Genomic DNA, 14,999 nt, shown 5'->3' on the forward strand with positions numbered 1-14,999 from the left:
ACAATTCGCCACTTGTTTCGCCGGGTCGCTCTCGCTTACGGTCACCGTCAATCCGGGTGGACCGCCGAATCCTGCCGCCGTCCGGAACCCAGACCGCATCGACTCACGTACGGCAGGAGCGGGGGAACCAGGTAAGTCGCCGAACCGGAATCCGGAACGGCTAGGGGTGAAGTCGCATTCCAGCGGCCGGGCATCTCCAGCCCGAACCCGACAGCTCACCTCGCAGGCGACGGAGAGGAATTCGCCATGCCCGCAAAGGGTAAGCACCGTCGTACCAAGATCCGTTCGTTCACCCGCGGGATCATCGCCGCGAGCACGGGTGGCGCGGCCCTGGCCCTGCCGCTCATGGGCGCCGCCACTGCTCAGGCCGCTCCCGCGGCCCAGCCGGCTGCCGTGGCCGCTCCGGCCGCCGCCGAGAAGTCCATCACCTATTCCGTGGTGGCCGGCGACTCCCTTTCCAAGATCGCCGCCGCCCATTCCGTCGACGGTGGCTGGAAGCAGCTCTACAAGGACAACCGGAAGGCTGTCGGCGACGACCCGTCGCTGATTCACCCGGGCCTGAAGCTGACCATCGGCGCCACCCCGGAGGCCAAGGAAAAGGCCGCCCCCAAGAAGGCCGACCGGGCCGTGGAGGCCGACCGCGCGGACCGCTCCGAGAAGAAGACCACGCTGGCGGCGAAGCCCGCCGCGGCGACAAAGAAGGCCGCTGCCGCCGCGAAGCCGGCCTACGCGGACAACCTCGACGGCTGGATCAAGGAATCGCTGGACATCATGGCCCAGCACGGAATTCCGGGCACCTACGAGGGAATTCACCGCAACATCATGCGTGAGTCCTCCGGCAACCCGCTGGCCATCAACAACTGGGACATCAACGCCATCAACGGCACGCCCTCGAAGGGCCTGCTCCAGGTCATCCAGCCGACTTTCGACGCCTACCACGTCCCCGGCACGTCCTACGACCTGTACGACCCGGTCGCCAACATCACCGCCGCGTGCAACTACGCCGCCGACCGGTACGGCTCGATCGACAACGTGAACGGCCCCTACTAAAAGGGACCGTTGCGACGGCCGGCAGGCCGCAGCACCTCACCGGGCCGGTGCCCGGGACGCCCGGCGGCGCCCCGGACACCGGCCCGAGCCGTGCCGCGTGCGCCTCGGCAGCGCACGAATCCATGTGGCCGTGTGGCCGTGCCGCCATGTGGCCGTGAGCGTCAGCCGCGCACGGCCACATGGAACGCGGACAGCCACAGCACGACCGCCGCCCCCGCCCCGACTACCACGCGCACCGTCTCAGCGGTCGCCCCGGCCACGGCGACCGCCGTGCCGACGACCGCGACCGCCGTCAGAAGGACGGCCGTCCACGTGTACTGCCATTGGTCGAAGAGCCGCGCCAGCGGAAAGAAGTGCAGACCCACCACGAGGCAAATGCCCGGCGGAATCAGCTCCGCGTGACCCGTCGCGTTGGCCACGGCGATCACCGCGAAGACGGCGACGACCTCGAGCGCGTTGACAAGTCCGACCCCTCGATTCCACTTCTCCGGCAGCCGCACGGTCCGGCGGGCCGGCCCCGCGGCCCCGCGGTGGGCCAGGACCACCACCACGCCGGTCAGCACGGCACCGACCACACCGACGGCGACGGCAACCGGCATCACGGCAATGCCGGAACCGGCCGCGAACGCCCACACCAGTGCGAAGACGGCGAGCACGGTGGCCCCGCGACGGCGCAGGTTCTGGGTGAGCGTCAGGCACTCCGTGTCCGTGGTCATGCACGGAGGCTACAGCGATCTTTCGGCCCGTGACCGGTAGTTGGCCACCCGCGTGCGAGGACGGAATGAGTACGAGGACCGGCCGTCCTGAGTACCCGGCCGGATCCGCCGGCACCCCGCCGCTGGTCGAATCGGGTCATGCTCCCCGAAGCCCTCCGCCACCCTCGTGTTCGCAACGCCACCACCGCCGGAACTGCCCTCGCCGTGAGTCTGCTCCCGCTCGCGGTCGGCGTCCTGCTGGCCAAGGTGACGGCCACGGACCCGATGACACCGGTGAACGCGCTGATCACCAGCGGCGGCCACCGCCCCCGCGTCACCCGGGCACAGTGGCGCGGCTGCGGCAGGAGCGCCATGGGCCGCTGCCGCGTGGCGGGAGCCGCGGTCCGCTACCGACCCCGGCGTTGCTCCCCCGCGGCGTGAGACTGCACGGGACGTCTGTCGCGCGCAACGTGATGAGCCGGACATGGACCTGTTTCCGTGTTGCTCGTGGGAAGACGGCCGCTGACAGCATTCCGAGCGTGAGTGAGCCTTTGCCAACCGAGCTGATGAGCAGGTTGGCGAGCTCCTTGGTCAGGGTGCGGGCCACTGAAGAAAGTTCTGCACGTGCGGATCAGGCTCGCCCGTCTCGCGATCAGGGCCCGCAAGCCAGCGGCGCTGCTGCTCACGCCAGTGCACGAAAGGAGCAGTCGCACCCAGAGGGAAGCGTCAGCAAGAGGGCAAACGTCGAACTCGGCTCGCATCATCTTGACCAGGAAGTCGACCACGCCGCAGTCGAAGAGTGCCCATCTGGAGTCGCCATAACGGTCTGTCGACGCCAGGCCAACACCGGCCACTTGTCGGGGTCCGGGTCCAGCATCAGCCAGCCCAACTCGTTGGCACTGCAGCCAGAGCCCCAGGGTCCTACAGCGAGCCTTTGCCAAGCTGGAGGCGGAGCCTGGCAGTTGGGCCGACAACGTGGTGAGGCCCCTGGTGGATGCCTGATGCCCGGGGAAGAAGACGCGGGGTCGTAAGCCGACGAAGCAGGCCTCGCTGGACGTCGCGTAGTCACACGTCGATGGGCAGCGGACAGCCGCTGCTCCAGCGACAGTTCAGACGCGCGAGTCCGCCGCAAGCGTGGTGAACGCCGACCAGGCGTCGGGGGAGACCGCAAGTGGCCGGCGCTGTGTGTCCTTCGAGTCCCGGACCAGAACGGTCTTCGGGCGCACGGCGACCTCGATGCAGTTGTCGCCGCCGCCGCCGCTGTAGCTGCTCTTGAACCAGGCCATTTCCGTGGTGCTCATAGCGCTCCTCGCATCTGTTCCAGCAGGCTTGCCGTGGCCTGATGGCTCAGAGCCTGCGAGCGCATTTTGCCATAGCGCTGCAACATGTGACTTACGGTTCTGGGGTCGGTGAGGAGTGCGCTGTTGCCGTGTCCCTCGACGTACCCGACCCACCGGTGATCGGCAGCCTCAGCAAGGTACATCTCGCCTTCGAACCCACCGTGGTCCTCCTGGACCAGCGGCATGACCTGGATCTCCACGTTGCGGTGGCTTCCCACCGACAGCAGGTGGTCGAAGAGGGACTTCGTGACTTCGGCACCGCCCATGCGCCGTTCCAGTAGCGCCTGTTCGAAGATGAAGCTGAAGTGAGTGTTCGGGCGGTCGACCAGTAGTTGCTGGCGGGCCACGCGTGCTGCGACTTGGTGGTCGGACTGCTCCTGCGTCAGCGGTGGCAGGTGGCGGTCGAACAGGGCCCTGATGTACGGCTCAGGCTGCAGCATCCCCGGAATCGCCCGGCACTCGTACGCGTAGAGCGAGATCGCCTCTTCCTCGATCCCCGCCCACTGCCGGAACCACGACGCCAGCCCGCCTTGCGCGTCAGGCTCCGTACCGCTGCCACCAGTACCCTCGCCGCAGTCGCCCCCAGTGCCTCCTCGCACCGGTCCAGCAGCTCCCTCGGCGGGAACCGCTTGCCCTGCTCGATCTTGGCGATGTACGCCGCCGAGTACCGCACCAGCGGCGCGAACTGCTCCTGCGTGAAGCGCGCTTCCTCCCGCAGCGCCTCGAGTACCGCGCCGAAGGTCTTGAGGCTGTCCGACAGCTCCGGCTCACAGCCCCCGCCGGCCCCGCCCGCCCCACCGCCGTTGTCCGTCGTCATCGCAGCCGCCTTCCCCTGTGCCGAGCCGGTCCCGCCGGCCCGCCCGTACCCGTGCCGTACCGTGCGTCGTAGCGCGCTGCGCCCCGTGCCCGACTGGTCACTGGTCACGTACAGCGACCGACCCGGTCCAGCGCGTCAACCAGTACAACGGGATCTGTATCAGCAGCGGACCTGCCGACGCCCCATCAACTCTCGGCACCCTGGCCCCATGCCGGCCGCTCCTCATACCCCGACCGCCATCCCCGGCCCCGCCTGCGCGCCCACCCCCGCCAGCGTGCAGGCGCTGTATGCCGTCAGTTTCGATGTCCGGCCCACGCAGGAATCAGCAGGCGCCTACGATCGTCTGCGCCGTGATCTCGCCGACTGGCTCGGTGCCGGCGGGCATGCCCAAGCACCCACGAGCAGAGACCTGGAGCGGGACGGCGAGGTCGTCCTCGGAGAAAGTACACCCGGATACGGTGCCCGCACAGTTGGCTGGGCCTTGGCAGGTGGCAGCCGTACCAGGGCTTTGAGGGCGGCCATTCAGCAGCCGCTGCCGGACGGGGAGGCGCAGTTCGTCACCCGGGTGACGGTTTCCGAAGCAGAGGACGGCGACTGCGGACTGCGGGTCGTCATGGGAAGGGAGATCCCCAATGGCTGGATCGCACCCGTACAGGACCCGCCGATCAGGCGCCCGAACCTCCTGCGGTCGGTGCTGACCGACGCCGAGCTTGATGTCCGGGTGCTCGGCCAGCGTGCAACCGGGCGGTACGAACGGATTCGGGACGGCGAGCACGCGGCGATTCTCACCGAGTCACTCGCGATCAGGACGCGCCTTCCGATCCTGCTGGTCCATCCACGGGACGACGCGGGGTGGACCACGGCCTTCCACGCGGCGGGCCAACTCGTCGGCCTCGCACAAGTGGTGACGCTGAACTATGCGACCGCGCGGGCGGTGCAGCGACGTCATGCACACGTGGCCGTTCCCGACGGTGGCGCGCGGCTGGTCTGGCCCAATCTGTCCTTCGAGCACCTTTCCTTTACCCGTGAAGAGGTCTCCGAGGACTCCTTCGTGTGGAGGCGCCTCATGCCCTCCCTCGCCCAGCTTTCCGTCATCGCCCGAGGAGGTGACACGGCATGGGAGGCGGCGCGGCAGGCGTCGCACAGGAGTGCCGCGCGCAAGGCCGCCGAGCAACTGGCCGCCGCACAGGCCCGCGGCGACAGGACCGCTGAGCGGGCCGCGTTCAAGGCGCGTGTGAAGCAGCTGGAAGAGGCGGCCGAGTTCTGGGAGGCGGCTGCCGAGGAGGCCACGAAGGAGCGCGACAAGGCGAAGGCCGATGCGGCCGATTCCAAAAATCTGCGCATTGAGCGCAACGAGTGGAAGAAGCTGTATCTGGAGCTTGCGAAGTCCGGCAGACCGCAAGCCGCGTGCGAGACGTGGACCGACGTCCCGGTGCTGGCGGCGGACGCAAGCTCGACCTTCGAGGTGCTCACGCGCGTGTCGGAGGGACGCATTGTGTTCACGCCGAACGCGGCACGGGCCTGGAAGATCTCCCGCTATCCGCACCAGCAGGAGATGACCGATCAGCTGATCACCCTCGCCCAGGCCGCCGTCGACCTGTACAGCGGCAAGGCGGCAAAAATGCCCCGAATGGACAAGTGGTTCCGCGACCGGCACTCTTTGAAGTTCGCCAACAGCGATGACAAGCTCAGCAAGAACAAGACGCTGCGCTACTTCGAATTCGAGGGCCGCAGGGACAGGCTCGCTCACATCAAGGTTCGTGATGCCGTGTCGCCCGACGAAGTAGGGCGCATCTACTTCGACTTCGACCACGCCGGTAAGCGCCTGATCGTGGATCACGTGGGGTTGCATCTGTAGGTGGACCGCCGACGGCACCACCCCGGCCGGGGCCCTCGGTACCGGCCGGCACCGATTCGGTCTGCCGTGGTTGCACGTGGCTTTGCCCGTTCAGAGCCGTCCTGCGGGCCAGTACAGGAGTCGGCCGGGATGAAGTTGTTCTCGGTCGGGTTCACTGCGCCCGTCGATGTCCTGCCGACCGTGCCAGCGGTCGTACACCGGATCGGCCTTTGCGGGGACGTGTCAGCCCGTTCCGAGGAGAAGCGCCGGCACCAGCGGTTCAGTGTGAGGCCACGTCGTCCGGCATCCAGTCGGCCCCCGTTGCACAGGCGCCGGCGATGTTGGTGGAGCCCAGGCTCGTTCCGCACGACAGCGTCGAGGTGTGCGGCCTACGTCTCGTCCAGCGCTGCGGCGGCCGCGTCGACGAACGGCCTGATCAGCCGTATGTATGCGCGCAGCGTCTGCTGGAATTCCCGGCGGTTCTCCCGGTCGGCGTTCTCGGCCATGGCTGCCAGAGCGGTGCCGAGCGTTCCCGACATGATCAGCAGGTTCGATGCGGCGCCCCCGACGCTGGACGGACCCTCCAGGTCGAACAGCGTCGCCGCCCGGCGCAGTCGTTGATGCCGGTCGCGGTGCGCGGCCAGCTCGGCTTCACACTCGGCGGTCGAGAGGCCGTCGACTCCCCGGAGTCCGTCGGCGACGGCCTGGGCCTGCTCGATGAGTTCCAGGTAGGCCGCCCGCCGGGTCTGGCGGACACCTTCGCGGCGCTGCGCGGCCGACGTGGCATCGACCTGGAGCCGGGCAGCGCGGGCATTGCCCCTGCTGGTCAGCCAACTCGCCAGTGAACTGGCCGTGATGGCCGTCACGCTGGTGAGACCTGCGACGAGCAGCGAGGTGTCAGGCACACCGAGCAGTCTCTCGGAGACCGGCCCGTGACCGCCACCGCTTCCCTCTCCGGGCCTCGCCTCACCGAGGGGTCATGCCCGCTCCACCGGGAAGCACCGGCCCGGTAGCGGGGCGACGCGACAGCCGATCGGCTGACCGCATTGGTCTCGTACAGGTTCATCGTCCATACTGCCCGCCGTGGAGCAGCAGATAGATCCGAAGACGAAGATCGAACTCGGCGTGGGGACGGATCCGGCGTTCATCCCCGGCCTCACGGGCCCCTCGCCTGCCGTGAAGGACAGGAAGGAGGAGGGGAGCAGGGCCGGGACGGCCGAGGCCGTGGACGCGGCGCCGGAGACGGCGGCCGACGACGTCACAGCCGGTGACGCCGGCGTCCTTGCGGACGAAGCCGGCGGGGAACCGGCCGGTGAATCCGCCGCAGACACCGACGACGCCACGCCCGACGGCCCCGCCTTCCAGGTCGGCGACCGCCGCGGATCGATCACCGCGAACCGCTCCGGCCTGCGCTTCACCCTGGACGACCAGGAGGCGGAATTCGCGTGGGACGAGATCGGCGCCGTCGAGGTGAAGCCCGCCCGCTTCGGGCGCCGGTTCACCGTCACCGTCCACGTGGCGGCCAACCGCTGGTTCAACGCCGACGTCGAGGCGCCGGCCCGGGCGCGGCTGAAGGAGTGGGCGGCGGAGCTGGACGCGGTGCTCGACGCGTACTTCGACGAGGACTGACGCCGCGTCGTCCCGATGGACGCAGGGCCACGTCTGGGTGGGCGCGACACACGTCGTCCCAGGCGTGGTTTGTCATGATTTGGCCGTCACTGCGCATAGCTTCGGTTTATGACAAAGCGACAAACGACCATGCTCGGATGCGCGGCTCTGCTCGTCGTGTCCGCCCTCGGCGCGGCGGCCCCCGCCCGCGCCGCCGTCACCCACCAGGTACAGCCGGGCGAGTCCATCCAGGCCGCCGTGGACGCCGCACAGCCCGGCGACACGATCGAAATCGCCGCCGGCACCTTCACCGAGAGCGTCCGCATCACCAAGGACGGCCTGACCCTGCGCGGCGAGGGCAGCCGGACGGTGCTGAAGCCGTCGCCGTCCGCCGCAAAGGCCGGCTCCTGCGCGGCGGCAGGCAACGGCATCTGCGTGCTCGGCACCTCCAAGCAGCCCGTCGAGGGCGTCGGGATCGAGTCCCTGACGCTCAGCGGCTTCGCGAAGAACGGCGTCTGGGCCGCCTGGACCGACCGGCTGACGGTCCGGCGGGTCACCGCGGAGAACAACGGCACCTGGGGCATCGCCCAGGAGCGGTCCACCCGGTCGGTCCTGCGGGGCAACCTCGTACGGGGCAACGGCGACGCGGGCATCTTCGTGGCGAACACCGTCAGCGAGGAGGCCGGGGCCACCGACACCATGGGCACGATCGTCTCCGGCAACCGGATGGTCGACAACCGCATCGGCGCCACGATCCGCCGTGTGCGGAACCTGACACTCCAGGCCAACGGCATCACCGGGAACTGCGCGGGCGCGTTCCTCGTCGGTGACGAGACCACCCCGCGCGCGGGCAAACTGACGGTTCGTTTCAACCACGTGCACGAGAACAACAAGCACTGCGACAAGACCGCGCGGCTGCCCGAGATCCAGGGCACCGGCATCGTCCTCACCGGCACCGAGGACACCCTGGTGGAGTGGAACGTGATCCGCGGCAACGTGGGCACCGCCCCCATGTCCGGCGGGATCGTGCTCTTCAAGTCCATCGTGGGCGCCGCCGGCACCGACAACGTGGTCAGGAACAACGTGGTCCTCGGCAACGCGGGCGCCGACCTGGCCAACCGCGACACCAAGGGCACCGGCAACGTGTTCGCCGGAAACATGTGCCAGTCCTCCGAGCCCGCAGGCCTGTGCTGACCGCCCGGAAAGCGGCCGGCCCCAGCCCCGGCCCCTCACGAAAGACCGATGCCGCATGACCACTGCAAGCGCAACCACTCTGCCCGCCATGCGGCTGAGGGAGCTCGTCTTCGGTGCGGCCGGCTCCGCGGCCCTGCGCGCGGCGGCCCGGCTCCGCGTCGCGGACGCGCTCGGCGAAGCGCCGGCGACCTCGGCCGAACTCGCGGCGGAGGTGAAGGCGCAGCCCAGGGCCCTCAAGAGGCTGCTGCGCGCCCTGACCTGCTACGGAATCTTCGAGGAGGACGAGGACGGCAGATTCGTCCACACGGAGATGTCCCGGCTGCTGCGCGAGGACGACCCGCACAGCCTTCGCGACATCGCCCTGTGGTGCACGGAGCCGTGGACGTGGGATGCCTGGCCGCTCCTCGATCAGGCGGTCAGGTCGGGCGGCAGCGTCTTCGGCGACCTGTACGGCAAGGAGTTCTTCGACTACCTCCACGCCGACGCGCCGGAGTCGGCCCAGGTGTTCAACCGGGCCATGACGACGTCCAGCATGCAGTCGGCCCGGGACGTCGCCGAGGTCCTCGACCTCGGCGACGTGAAGACGGTCGCCGACATCGGTGGCGGCCAGGGCCATGTCCTGGCCGGGCTGCTAGAGAAGCACCCGCACGTCCGGGGCACGCTGCTGGATCTGCCTCGTGTCGTCGCGGCCGCCGATCCGCGGCTGCTCGAAGGCGGCTCGCTCGCCGACCGGGCCGAGATCGTCGCAGGCGACTGCCGGCAGGCCATGCCGGTCTCCGCCGACCTGTACGTCATCAAGAACATCCTCGAGTGGGACGACGAGAGCACGCGCAGGACGCTGGCCAACGTCATCACGGCGGCTCCCCCGGGCGCGCGGGTGGTCGTCATCGAGAACCTCGTCGACGACACCCCGTCGATGAAGTTCACCACGTCGATGGACCTGCTCCTGCTTCTCAACGTGGGAGGCGCCAAGCACACGAAGGACAGCATGATCAGCAGGATGACGGACGCCGGTCTGGTCGTCGGTGACGTCCGTCCCGTCAACGCCTATCTGCATCTCTTCGAGAGCGTGGTCGCCGGCTGAGGCCGGTCGCCGGGCAAGCCGTCGGCCCCGCGGCAATCCGCGGGGCCGACGGCTGTACGGCGGACCGGAGAACCGGTCAGTCGCTCTGCCACGAGTAGAACTGCTGGGCCATGGCGTCCTTCGGGCTCCGCCAGGTCTGCGGATCGTACGGACTGACGAAGGCGGAGAGGCGCTCGCTGATGCCCCGGAACTCCGGGTGCTCCGTCAGCTTCGCGATCGCGGGGCCGGGCGGCCGGTCCGACTCGATCAGGTGCAGATAGACGTCGCCGAACTGGAACAGGCTGCGCCGCTTCACTCCGACGAGGTGCGGCAGTTCACCGCGGTCGGAGGCCGCGAACACGTCGGCGATGTCGGGGGCGGAGCCCGGGGCCATCCGGGCGACGATCAGGGCGTGGTGCATCGGGGGTGTCCCTTCGGATGCCGTCACAGGACCGGGCGGTCACACCGCGTTGACGGACGTGGTGGTGTCCTTCGCCGCCCGGCCGAGCCGGGCGCGCTGCTCGATCTTGTTGCGGATGAGGTCCATCTGGATGGGGGAGTTGCGGTTGATGTTGGCCGTCATCCACTCGTCGTCGACCGGCGCGTCGGGCTTCATCGCGAAGTCCTGGGTCCAGCGCATCCGGACACCGCGCGGCGTCTGCTCGTACTCCCAGCGGATGTTCATGTACTGGAAGGGGCCGGTCTCGACGCGGCGGGCGGTGACCGTGAGGGCCTCGCGGTCCGTGACGCGCTCGGAGACCCAGCTCCAGACCTGGCCGTTCTCGTCCGGGTACATGGTCAGCCGGAACAAGGTCCGGTTGCCCTCGCGCTCCATGACCTCCACCGACGCGTACTCACTGAACAGCTGCGGCCAGTGGTCGAGGTCGTTGGTGACGTCCCACACCAGGTCGAGCGGGGCGTCGATGGTCACTTCGTTCTCGGTGTGTCCGGGCATGTCAGGCTCCAGCCATGAGTGAGTTGTTGACGACGTCGAGGAACTCGCGCGGGGTCTTGCAGCGGTCGGCGTCGGGCGGCAGGGGCCGGCCGTAACGGTTCTCCAGCTCGCCGACGATGCCGAGCAGGCCGAGCGAGTCGAGGCCGTAGACCTCGAACGGCGTCTCGGGCCGCTGCTCCATCTCGTCGGGGTCGACGGTGATGCCGGCGCTCTTCTTCATCAGGGCCGCCAGTTCGGTGACGTTCAGCCGATTTGTCATGGCGCGTTCTCCTTCTCACGAGGGGGTGTCGGCGTCGCGCCTCAGCACGAGCGCCGCGTTCGAACCCATCAGTCCCCGGCTCAGCACCAGGGCCGTGCGCAGCTCGGCGGGCCGGGCGGTCCCGGTCACCAGGGCCAGGTCGTGGCACACGTCGAGGACATTTGGGGTGGGCGGCACCAGGCCGTGCTCCAGGGCCAGCACCGCGGCGGCCGTGTCGAGCACCGGTGCCCCGCAGTACGCCCGGCCGGTACCGGTCTTGGGCGCGGTCACCGGCACCCGCGTGCCGTGCGCGCCGAGCGCGTCGGCGATCGCCAGCGCCTCCGCCCGGTCGGCCTCCGGCAGGCCCAGCGCGTCCGCGAAGACCACATCGATCTCCTCGGGCGCGCAGCCCGCGGCGTCCAGGGCACCGCCGATCGCCCGCGCCAGCCCTTCGCGTGACTCCTCCCAGCGGGAGGCTCCGGTGAATGTTGCGGCGTGGCCGGCGACGCCGGCAAGGATTCTGGCGCCCCTGGCGAGGGCCGCCTCCCGGTCCTCGACGACGAGCATGGCGCCGCCCTCGCCGGGTACGAAGCCGCAGGCCTGCGGGGTGAAGGGCCGGTAGGCCCGCTCCGGGTCCTCGCAAGTGCTGAGCTCCCGGTAACCGAGCTGGCAGACGATCGAGTACGGGGCCAGGGGCGCCTCCGCCGCGCCGACGATGACCGTGTCCGTGCCCCGCCGTACTGCCCCGGCGGCGTGCGCGAGGGCGTCGAGCCCGCCGGCCTCGTCACTGGCGACCACGCCGCAGGGGCCCTTGAAGCCACCGCGGATGGAGATCTGCCCTGTGCTCGCCGCGTAGAACCAGGCGATGGACTGGTACGGACCGACATAGGTCGGTCCCTGGCCCCACAGGTGCTGCAGCTCGCGCTGGCCGAATTCGCCGCCGCCGGACCCGGCGGCGGTGACCACACCGACGGCGTAGGGCATCTCGTCGTGCGCGCCGTCGGCGATCCCCGCGTCGGCCAGCGCCAGGTCGGCGGCGGCCATCGCGAAGTGGGAGAACCGGTCGGTCTGGACGAGGAAACGCTGCTCGACCGTCGACTCGGGGTCGAAGCCCCGTACCTCGCCGGCGACGCGCAGCGGCAGGTGACCGCAGCCCTCACGGGAGACGTGGTCGAGGGCGCTGATGCCTTCGACGGTCGACTTCCAGAACGTCTCCGCGCCCACGCCGTTGGGGGCGACGACGCCGATGCCGGTGACGACGGGGGGCCGTGCGCGGCGGTTGCCGTGACTCATGGTGAACTCCCGCCTGGTCGGGTGAGGACGACCGCGGACTGGAAGCCGCCGAAGCCGCTTCCGACCGACAGCACGCTGCGCAGCCTGAGGGGGCGTGCGGTGCGCGGCACATAGTCCAGGTCGCACTCGGGGTCGGGGGTCTCGTAGTTGGCCGTGGGCGGCACCACCTGCTTGGCCAGGGCCAGCACGCAGGCGACAAGTTCAATCGCTCCGATGGCGCCCAGCGAGTGGCCCACCATGGATTTGATCGAGCTCATCGGCACCTTGTACGCGTGCTCCTTGAGGGACCTCTTGACCGCGGCCGTCTCGTGCCGGTCGTTCTGCTGGGTGCCGGAGCCGTGGGCGTTGACGTAGTCGATGTCCGTCCGGTCGAGCCGGGCGTGATTCATCGCGTCGTCGATCGCCCGGGCCATCTCCAGCCCCTCACGGGTCAGGCCCGTCATGTGGTGTGCGTTGCCGAAGGTGGCGTAGCCGCCTATCTCGCAGTACACACGCGCACCGCGAGCCCGGGCGTGCTCCAGCTCCTCGAGGACGAGCACGGCGCCGCCCTCGCCCATCACGAACCCGTCGCGGTTCGCGTCGAAGGGGCGGGAGGCGTGTGCCGGGTCGTCGTTGTTGGGTGAGGTCGCCTTGATGGCGTCGAAGCAGGCGACCGTGATCGGGGAGATCGGCGAGTCCGACGCGCCGGCCAGGCAGACGTCCGCCCGGCCCTCCTCGATGGAGTGGAACGCGTAGCCGATCGCGTCGAGACCGGAGGTGCATCCGGTGGAGACGGTCTGCACGGGCCCCTGCACGCCGGCCTGTTCGGCCACCTCGGAGGCGAGGGCGCTGGGGGAGAAGGCGCGGTGGAGATGTGGCGCCGCCTCGCTGTGGTCCACGTCCCAGCGCCGGCCGCTGCTGCTGACCTTCACGTAGTCGTGTTCCAGCCGGGTGGTGCCGCCCACGGCGGTGCCCATCGACACGGCGGTCCGCCACGGATCGAGTGTCGTCGCGTCGAGGCCGGCGTCGGCCATGGCCTCCCGGGCGGCGACCAGTGCGAACTGCACGTAACGGTCGGCGCGTCGGGTGTCAGTGGCACCGAGACCATGGGCCTGCGGATCGAAGTCGACCTCGGCGGCGATACGTGAGCGGAATCCGGTCGGATCGAACAGGGTGATCCCCCGGGTCGCGGTCCGGCCGTTCGACAGCAGGTCCCAGAACGCCGGGGCGCCCACGCCTCCGGGTGCGACGATGCCGACGCCGGTCACCGCCACACGCCGGGTCACGACACCGACCCTGTTCGCTCCGGCGGCAGGTGCGCACCGGCGTCCTCTGCCGCGGGGGTCTCTTCCGTGTCGACGTGGCCGAGCTCCGGCCGGGGCGCCAGCGGGCCCAGATGGAAGACCATGCGGGCCTGCGTGCTGCCCACGTTGCGGAACCGGTGCCGCACGTACGGGGGGATGAGCAGGCCCTGGTCGGGACGGATGGCGAACGGCTCGCCGTCGAGGTCCACCTCGAGCTCACCGGCGACGACGTACACGAACTCCTCGGAGTACGGGTGGTAGTGCTCGCCGATGCGGTCTCCGGGCTCGACGAGCGCCAGGCCCATGAAGCCGCTGGTGGCGCCCACCGCGGTGGGGGTGAGCATGGCGCGCAGGTCACCTCCGCGCCTGCGGTTGGGCTGGGTCTCGCTCAGGTCGACGATGCGATGGGTTGTGGTCATGACTGGTTCCTCCACAAGGCCTTGCGGCGCGCGGACTTCGGGGTGTCGCACGGCTGCCGGCGGCCGGCCGCGCGGTTCAGCGGGCACGACGATCGGTGATGAGGCGCATCTGGGCGTTCTCGAGCAGTCGGGTCATCGCCTTCTCGTCGGAGAACGAGTCGTCGATGCCGAGTGCCTCGGTGTTCAGCAGCCGCGCCAGTACTCCGGCCTTGCGCAGGCCGGTCGTCCCCATGGCGGCCGCCGGGTCGGTGTCGAGAGGACCGCGTACGTCGACGAGCCGTACGACGATGTCGTCGCGCTGGAAGACGGTGCTGCTCTCGACGTGGCATCCGGGGTTCTCCGCCGCGGCCTCGTCCTGGCCGGCCAGGAGCTTGGCGAGGGCCATGCCGCAGCCGGGCTTGGCCGGGTAGAGGAGCGCATGCCGTTCCCGCTGCGCGTGCTGCTCGCCGGGCGGTGCCAGGTGGTGCACCGCGGGCAGGGCGGCGCGGGTGAAGAACAGCCGTGCCGACTGCGGGTCGTCCAGGTTCCGGTCCTGCTCCAGGTAGGGGTTGATGGCTTCCTCGACCGCCCTGACCTCGGGCTGCCGGGCCACGTGCCGCAGCGCCGCGAGCAGGTCGCCCTGCACCTCCACGCAGCGCACGACGCGGTTGCCGTGCATGAACAGCGTGGTGCGGCGCAGCCGGGTGGTGTCGTCGACCTGGGCCTCGGGCGAGGTGTAGCCGGCGAGGATTTCGGCCACGGTCTGCTCGCTGCCGGGCTTCACGGTGAAGGTGAGGGCGTGGCGGACCACACCGTCACCGACCCGGGGCGAGGGCTGCAGGCCGCCGGGCTTGCGCGCGGGGGACTGCGACGCGTTCACACCCGAGGTCTCGCGCAGGACGCTGAAGCGCAGCGAGCGTGTGTCGCGCACGCAGTCGTGCAGCGGCCGTACGGTCTCGACGTGCTCCTCGCTGTTCACCCAGTCCAGGAAGGGCGGTGCGCTCTCCCATTCGCTGGTGATGAGCCACTGCGACGGGTTCTCGATCGACTGGCACAGCTGGTCGCTGAGGTGTCCCGGAACGGCGGCCACCTGGTTGCGCATGTGCTCGTACGCCGTGAGAAAGCGCTGCTGGGCGCCCTCCTGGAGATCAAGCAGCAGTACGACCCGGAGCCGGGAGCCGTCGAATGCGGACTGAGACACACGTTCGGACAGCATTGTCATGTTCCA

The 14,999-nt window shown here is 69.7% G+C and carries 16 protein-coding genes, 1 pseudogene and 1 riboswitch; of the genes and pseudogenes, 6 read left to right on the forward strand and 11 right to left on the reverse strand.

What is annotated here, in order from left to right:
• The first annotated feature begins 86 nt into the window (after positions 1–86).
• Positions 87–242, forward strand: a riboswitch (cyclic di-AMP (ydaO/yuaA leader).
• 4 nt (positions 243–246) lie between these two features.
• Complete coding sequence (locus tag OGH68_RS28550) at positions 247–1,050, forward strand: LysM peptidoglycan-binding domain-containing protein (protein ID WP_264247883.1); 804 nt, start codon at positions 247–249, stop codon at positions 1,048–1,050.
• Between the two features lie 161 nt (positions 1,051–1,211).
• Here OGH68_RS28550 and OGH68_RS28555 read toward each other — a convergent pair whose 3' ends face one another.
• Positions 1,212–1,766 (reverse strand): hypothetical protein, encoded by a 555-nt coding sequence (locus tag OGH68_RS28555; RefSeq protein ID WP_264247884.1) that lies wholly within the window; start codon positions 1,764–1,766, stop codon positions 1,212–1,214.
• Between the two features lie 138 nt (positions 1,767–1,904).
• Here OGH68_RS28555 and OGH68_RS28560 point away from each other — a divergent pair, with 138 nt between their 5' ends.
• On the forward strand, positions 1,905–2,186 hold the full coding sequence (locus OGH68_RS28560; RefSeq protein WP_264247885.1) for a hypothetical protein: 282 nt from the start codon (positions 1,905–1,907) through the stop codon (positions 2,184–2,186).
• A gap of 668 nt (positions 2,187–2,854) precedes the next feature.
• Here OGH68_RS28560 and OGH68_RS28565 read toward each other — a convergent pair.
• Complete coding sequence (locus OGH68_RS28565) at positions 2,855–3,046, reverse strand: DUF397 domain-containing protein (protein ID WP_264247886.1); 192 nt, start codon at positions 3,044–3,046, stop codon at positions 2,855–2,857.
• A pseudogene (locus OGH68_RS28570) lies at positions 3,043–3,902 on the reverse strand (helix-turn-helix domain-containing protein). The gene OGH68_RS28565 and the pseudogene OGH68_RS28570 overlap by 4 nt, the downstream one beginning before the upstream one ends.
• Before the next feature lie 274 nt (positions 3,903–4,176).
• On the opposite strand from OGH68_RS28570, the gene OGH68_RS28575 reads away from it, so the two are divergent.
• Positions 4,177–5,760: a hypothetical protein gene (locus OGH68_RS28575; protein WP_264247887.1), complete on the forward strand. Its 1,584-nt coding sequence runs from the start codon at positions 4,177–4,179 to the stop codon at positions 5,758–5,760.
• A gap of 368 nt (positions 5,761–6,128) precedes the next feature.
• Here the strand turns inward: OGH68_RS28575 and OGH68_RS28580 are convergent, their stop codons facing one another.
• On the reverse strand, positions 6,129–6,644 hold the full coding sequence (locus OGH68_RS28580; RefSeq protein WP_264247888.1) for a hypothetical protein: 516 nt from the start codon (positions 6,642–6,644) through the stop codon (positions 6,129–6,131).
• A gap of 178 nt (positions 6,645–6,822) precedes the next feature.
• Between OGH68_RS28580 and OGH68_RS28585 the strand changes: the two genes are divergently transcribed.
• From OGH68_RS28585 to OGH68_RS28595, 3 genes are all read left to right on the forward strand, one after another.
• Positions 6,823–7,368, forward strand: coding sequence for a hypothetical protein (locus OGH68_RS28585; protein WP_264247889.1), 546 nt, complete (start codon positions 6,823–6,825; stop codon positions 7,366–7,368).
• 108 nt (positions 7,369–7,476) lie between these two features.
• Positions 7,477–8,541, forward strand: a complete 1,065-nt coding sequence (locus OGH68_RS28590; protein WP_264247890.1) for a nitrous oxide reductase family maturation protein NosD — start codon at positions 7,477–7,479, stop codon at positions 8,539–8,541.
• Between the two features lie 55 nt (positions 8,542–8,596).
• Positions 8,597–9,625, forward strand: a complete 1,029-nt coding sequence (locus tag OGH68_RS28595; protein ID WP_264247891.1) for an acetylserotonin O-methyltransferase — start codon at positions 8,597–8,599, stop codon at positions 9,623–9,625.
• A gap of 76 nt (positions 9,626–9,701) precedes the next feature.
• On the opposite strand, the gene OGH68_RS28600 is transcribed toward OGH68_RS28595, so the two are convergent.
• The 7 genes from OGH68_RS28600 to OGH68_RS28630 all read right to left on the reverse strand — a co-directional run bounded on the left by OGH68_RS28600 (position 9,702) and on the right by OGH68_RS28630 (position 14,993).
• Positions 9,702–10,025 (reverse strand): TcmI family type II polyketide cyclase, encoded by a 324-nt coding sequence (locus OGH68_RS28600; RefSeq protein ID WP_264247892.1) that lies wholly within the window; start codon positions 10,023–10,025, stop codon positions 9,702–9,704.
• 39 nt (positions 10,026–10,064) lie between these two features.
• Positions 10,065–10,559 carry an SRPBCC family protein gene (locus tag OGH68_RS28605; protein WP_264247893.1) on the reverse strand — a complete coding sequence of 165 codons (495 nt, stop codon included), beginning with the start codon at positions 10,557–10,559 and terminating at the stop codon, positions 10,065–10,067.
• A 1-nt stretch (position 10,560) separates the two neighbouring features.
• On the reverse strand, positions 10,561–10,818 hold the full coding sequence (locus tag OGH68_RS28610) for an acyl carrier protein (RefSeq protein ID WP_264247894.1): 258 nt from the start codon (positions 10,816–10,818) through the stop codon (positions 10,561–10,563).
• A 15-nt stretch (positions 10,819–10,833) separates the two neighbouring features.
• Complete coding sequence (locus OGH68_RS28615) at positions 10,834–12,090, reverse strand: ketosynthase chain-length factor (RefSeq protein WP_264247895.1); 1,257 nt, start codon at positions 12,088–12,090, stop codon at positions 10,834–10,836.
• Positions 12,087–13,355: a beta-ketoacyl-[acyl-carrier-protein] synthase family protein gene (locus tag OGH68_RS28620; RefSeq protein WP_264247896.1), complete on the reverse strand. Its 1,269-nt coding sequence runs from the start codon at positions 13,353–13,355 to the stop codon at positions 12,087–12,089. Before OGH68_RS28620 ends, OGH68_RS28615 begins: the two co-directional genes overlap by 4 nt.
• Entirely contained in the window at positions 13,352–13,792 is a 441-nt protein-coding gene (locus tag OGH68_RS28625) for a cupin domain-containing protein (protein WP_264247897.1), read from the reverse strand. The genes OGH68_RS28620 and OGH68_RS28625 overlap by 4 nt, the downstream gene beginning before the upstream one ends.
• A gap of 76 nt (positions 13,793–13,868) precedes the next feature.
• Positions 13,869–14,993 (reverse strand): SchA/CurD-like domain-containing protein, encoded by a 1,125-nt coding sequence (locus tag OGH68_RS28630; RefSeq protein ID WP_264247898.1) that lies wholly within the window; start codon positions 14,991–14,993, stop codon positions 13,869–13,871.
• Between the last annotated feature and the right edge of the window lie 6 nt (positions 14,994–14,999).

Origin of the sequence: Streptomyces peucetius, from assembly GCF_025854275.1 — a bacterium.
GTDB classification, from domain to species: domain Bacteria; phylum Actinomycetota; class Actinomycetes; order Streptomycetales; family Streptomycetaceae; genus Streptomyces; species Streptomyces peucetius_A.